Source organism: Candidatus Jordarchaeum sp. (assembly GCF_052745115.1).
The window spans coordinates 1-2,648 of sequence record NZ_JBRAKS010000459.1 but is presented as its reverse complement, the minus strand read 5'-3'; the positions used below and the strand labels follow the sequence as shown (position 1 = coordinate 2,648).

6 protein-coding genes are annotated in these 2,648 nt (G+C 41.0%); 4 read left to right on the top strand and 2 right to left on the bottom strand.

What is annotated here, in order from left to right; all coding sequences use genetic code 11:
* Positions 1–274: 274 nt before the first annotated feature.
* Both ACUVXA_RS19565 and ACUVXA_RS19560 read left to right on the top strand, forming a co-directional pair.
* Positions 275–502: an antitoxin VapB family protein gene (locus ACUVXA_RS19565; RefSeq protein WP_445872973.1), complete on the top strand. Its 228-nt coding sequence runs from the start codon at positions 275–277 to the stop codon at positions 500–502.
* Positions 489–662 (top strand): hypothetical protein, encoded by a 174-nt coding sequence (locus ACUVXA_RS19560; protein WP_445872972.1) that lies wholly within the window; start codon positions 489–491, stop codon positions 660–662. Before ACUVXA_RS19565 ends, ACUVXA_RS19560 begins: the two co-directional genes overlap by 14 nt.
* Before the next feature lie 135 nt (positions 663–797).
* Here ACUVXA_RS19560 and ACUVXA_RS19555 read toward each other — a convergent pair whose 3' ends face one another.
* Positions 798–1,340 (bottom strand): nucleotidyltransferase, encoded by a 543-nt coding sequence (locus ACUVXA_RS19555; protein ID WP_445872971.1) that lies wholly within the window; start codon positions 1,338–1,340, stop codon positions 798–800.
* Positions 1,294–1,704 carry a hypothetical protein gene (locus ACUVXA_RS19550; protein WP_445872970.1) on the bottom strand — a complete coding sequence of 137 codons (411 nt, stop codon included), beginning with the start codon at positions 1,702–1,704 and terminating at the stop codon, positions 1,294–1,296. Before ACUVXA_RS19550 ends, ACUVXA_RS19555 begins: the two co-directional genes overlap by 47 nt.
* Positions 1,705–1,841: 137 nt before the next feature.
* Between ACUVXA_RS19550 and ACUVXA_RS19545 the strand changes: the two genes are divergently transcribed.
* Both ACUVXA_RS19545 and ACUVXA_RS19540 read left to right on the top strand, forming a co-directional pair.
* A complete protein-coding gene (locus ACUVXA_RS19545; protein ID WP_445872969.1) occupies positions 1,842–1,991 on the top strand; it encodes a hypothetical protein in 150 nt (49 codons plus the stop codon).
* A 30-nt stretch (positions 1,992–2,021) separates the two neighbouring features.
* The gene (locus tag ACUVXA_RS19540) at positions 2,022–2,432 is read left to right on the top strand and encodes a hypothetical protein (RefSeq protein ID WP_445872968.1); all 411 of its coding nucleotides are present in this window, start codon (positions 2,022–2,024) and stop codon (positions 2,430–2,432) included.
* Positions 2,433–2,648: the final 216 nt, after the last annotated feature.

The following is a 2,648-nucleotide window of genomic DNA, read 5'->3' as shown; positions in this document are numbered from 1 at the left end:
ACATAGCCATATATGGTATTATTTAGTATTAAATCTTTTTACTGTTGTAAACCCTTTTCATGGAATCACCTGGGGAGGAATTTGGAAGCTTCCTCCACTCTAAAACATTTCTCTGCAGGAGTCATGTTCTCGGTGTTTTGGTTCAACGGAGATAATGGGTGACGTCACGCTTGGCGGTCAGCTTGCTGCCTCAAACCTGTTAAAATCCAAGAGAATTATGGGACAACTTCTGGCACCTCATCAAATTTAAATATTTGTACACATATTTGCACATATGACTAAAACAATATCTCTCTCAGATGAAGCGTACAAACTTTTGAAGAGCATCAAAAGAAACGATGAAAGTTTCTCAGATGTAATAAAGAGGCTGGTGGGGAAGAAAGGTAAACTAATTGAAGTGCTAGATCTCTACCCCGAACTGAGCGATGTGCAGGGTTACGAGGAAGCTGTAAGCTCCATCCGGAAAGAAATCGATAGAAGGCTAGAGCATGAAATGTATTGACACAACCTACTTCGTTGATTTGATCAGAAGGCCGAGCACTATTAGAGAACTCACCAAAAAGCTAGACAACGAAGGCATCCACGCAACCACCGCTCTCAACGTTTACGAAGCACTTTTCGGTGCCTACGTTTTGATAGACAACACAAGAAACACCATCTAAAGGAAAAATTTGAAGAGAAATAAGCATAGAAGAAAAAGAATAATTAATTCCCCTTTGAGGAAAACTGAATGGTTTAGTGTCCGCATCATCCAAGGCAAAGAAGGTTTTTAACGGACTGGAACCAAAGATGGTGCTTCAAATTTTTTGGATGGTTTCCAGGACCTTTAGTACTCCGGCGTTTTTCGCTCTTTTTTTGAGGTAGCTTTCATCTAAACTGTTTTTTTGTCGGGTTAGTACGCTTTTTACGTCTTGTTCGTCGACTGTTCCTCTGTCTGGCCTGGCAAGTTTGTTTACTATGAAGTCTTCTGGGGAAACAATCCATGCTTCTAGGTCTTTGTCCAGTTTGACTCTTTTTCTCCTCTTTAGAGTTTCTTGGTCGAAAACTATTCCGTCGGGTCTCAGCCAAACTTCTACTTCAACGCCACTTTCACGGTCAACCACTACAAAGCAGGGGTTCCTTGGGGAGTAAAGTTCAACGTTGAAGTTTTTTGAGAGTAAACACTCACGAAGCTTTTCCAACTCTTCTTCCATCTCTACCATAACGGCTACATCAATATCGAGTGTGGCTCTGACTCTTCCATAGAAGGGAAGGGCGTAGCCTCCAATTATCATGTATGGAAGGTTTTTTTCTTCAAGTAGGCTGAGAAGCTTCCGAAGAACTCCTAATATTGTGGACAATTTGGTTCAGCTCCAGAAACAGTCTAAAAAGTGATTGGCCCTTTGCAGCTAGTCTTTCAGCGTATAGGGCGTCCTTAACTGCATGTTCAAAGTCTTCTTTTCTTGCCCTGAGTGGTTTCGCTCTTAACTCTCTGTGGGTTTCCAGAAAATCAAGGCCTAAGATTGTTAAAACCACTGTTTTTTTGGGTCTGCCCCGCGTGTCATTTTTAACTGGTTTTAACTCTAGGAGTCCCTCTTCACTCATTCTGTTCAGTAGTTGGGTTACTCGTGAAGGGTTCCACCTCAATTTCTTTATCAGCTCTCTTATGCCAAGGGAATTCTCCAAGATGGTTTCGAGTAGTTTAGCCCTATCGTCAAGTGACATTTTGTTTCCCTTTTGATAACATATTAGTGTGGCTTTATTTAAAAATGACGCACATGACCGGAAAGGATGTACCTACCCTAAACTCGTTTTTTCAGATGGGATAAGGGTGGTTTATATAGCTTAAATGGGAGATAAAAATGAGAGTAGCAAAGAAGTATTTGGGAGATTCTCTTGCCAAAAGAAACCGAACAAAGCTTCACTCAGAAATAATTGCGGCAATTTGCGTTAGTTTTGGTCTCAGTCCAGTAGGATTCGTCAAAGAGAGTATTGAATCGGAAAATGTTTGAAGCGCTTTAAAGGATAGGAGAGGGTAAGGAATGAAGATAACTTTTGAGGATGGAAGTGAATTTGAATTTCCAGAGTTGTGGATTGAATGTATAAGAATAAAATATGACTTGAATCCTGAGGAGTACTGGGAGCGGGTTGCACCCTATATCCGCAGGTTTTGGAGCGAGGGCAAAGTACTAACAAAGTTTGGTGAGGAGCCCATAAACCTAGCTTTTGGTGACCAAAATTTTGAGAATGAGGAGTCCTGTGAGCCGACAATGGCGTGGCATGCTGAAAGTTGCATCTACGCCGATTTAAGGGCCTGCATCATGGCAAAAGCAATGGCATCACTAGGCGGAAAAGTGAAGGTAGTAGGAATAGGCAAAGATAAAGTAACCATTTACACTGGAAACGAGAAAAAAGAATACGACAATATAGAAGACGCAATGGAGGACGAATAGAAATGAGAATAGAATATTATTACGGTTTAAACTTTGTCCCCGTATACGGGAAGTGTACGCTTGTGTTTTTCTTAAGTTTCCCCGGAAAGAAGCATTTTTTAAGCCCCGAAACAAGGGGAATAAACAACCACATAATTAACGAGAAACATGTGAACAAAATCAATAGAAAAGGTGGGCACATGTTCTAAAAGCACATGGTTGCCCAAAATAAGGTCA

What these genes read in the sequence shown, in the direction of transcription:
- ACUVXA_RS19565 (WP_445872973.1), top strand. Translation starts at nt 275, where the DNA reads ATGACTAAAACAATATCTCTCTCAGATGAAGCGTACAAACTTTTGAAG.
- ACUVXA_RS19560 (WP_445872972.1), top strand. Translation starts at nt 489, where the DNA reads ATGAAATGTATTGACACAACCTACTTCGTTGATTTGATCAGAAGGCCG.
- ACUVXA_RS19550 (WP_445872970.1), bottom strand. Translation starts at nt 1,704, where the DNA reads ATGTCACTTGACGATAGGGCTAAACTACTCGAAACCATCTTGGAGAAT.
- ACUVXA_RS19545 (WP_445872969.1), top strand. Translation starts at nt 1,842, where the DNA reads ATGAGAGTAGCAAAGAAGTATTTGGGAGATTCTCTTGCCAAAAGAAAC.
- ACUVXA_RS19540 (WP_445872968.1), top strand. Translation starts at nt 2,022, where the DNA reads ATGAAGATAACTTTTGAGGATGGAAGTGAATTTGAATTTCCAGAGTTG.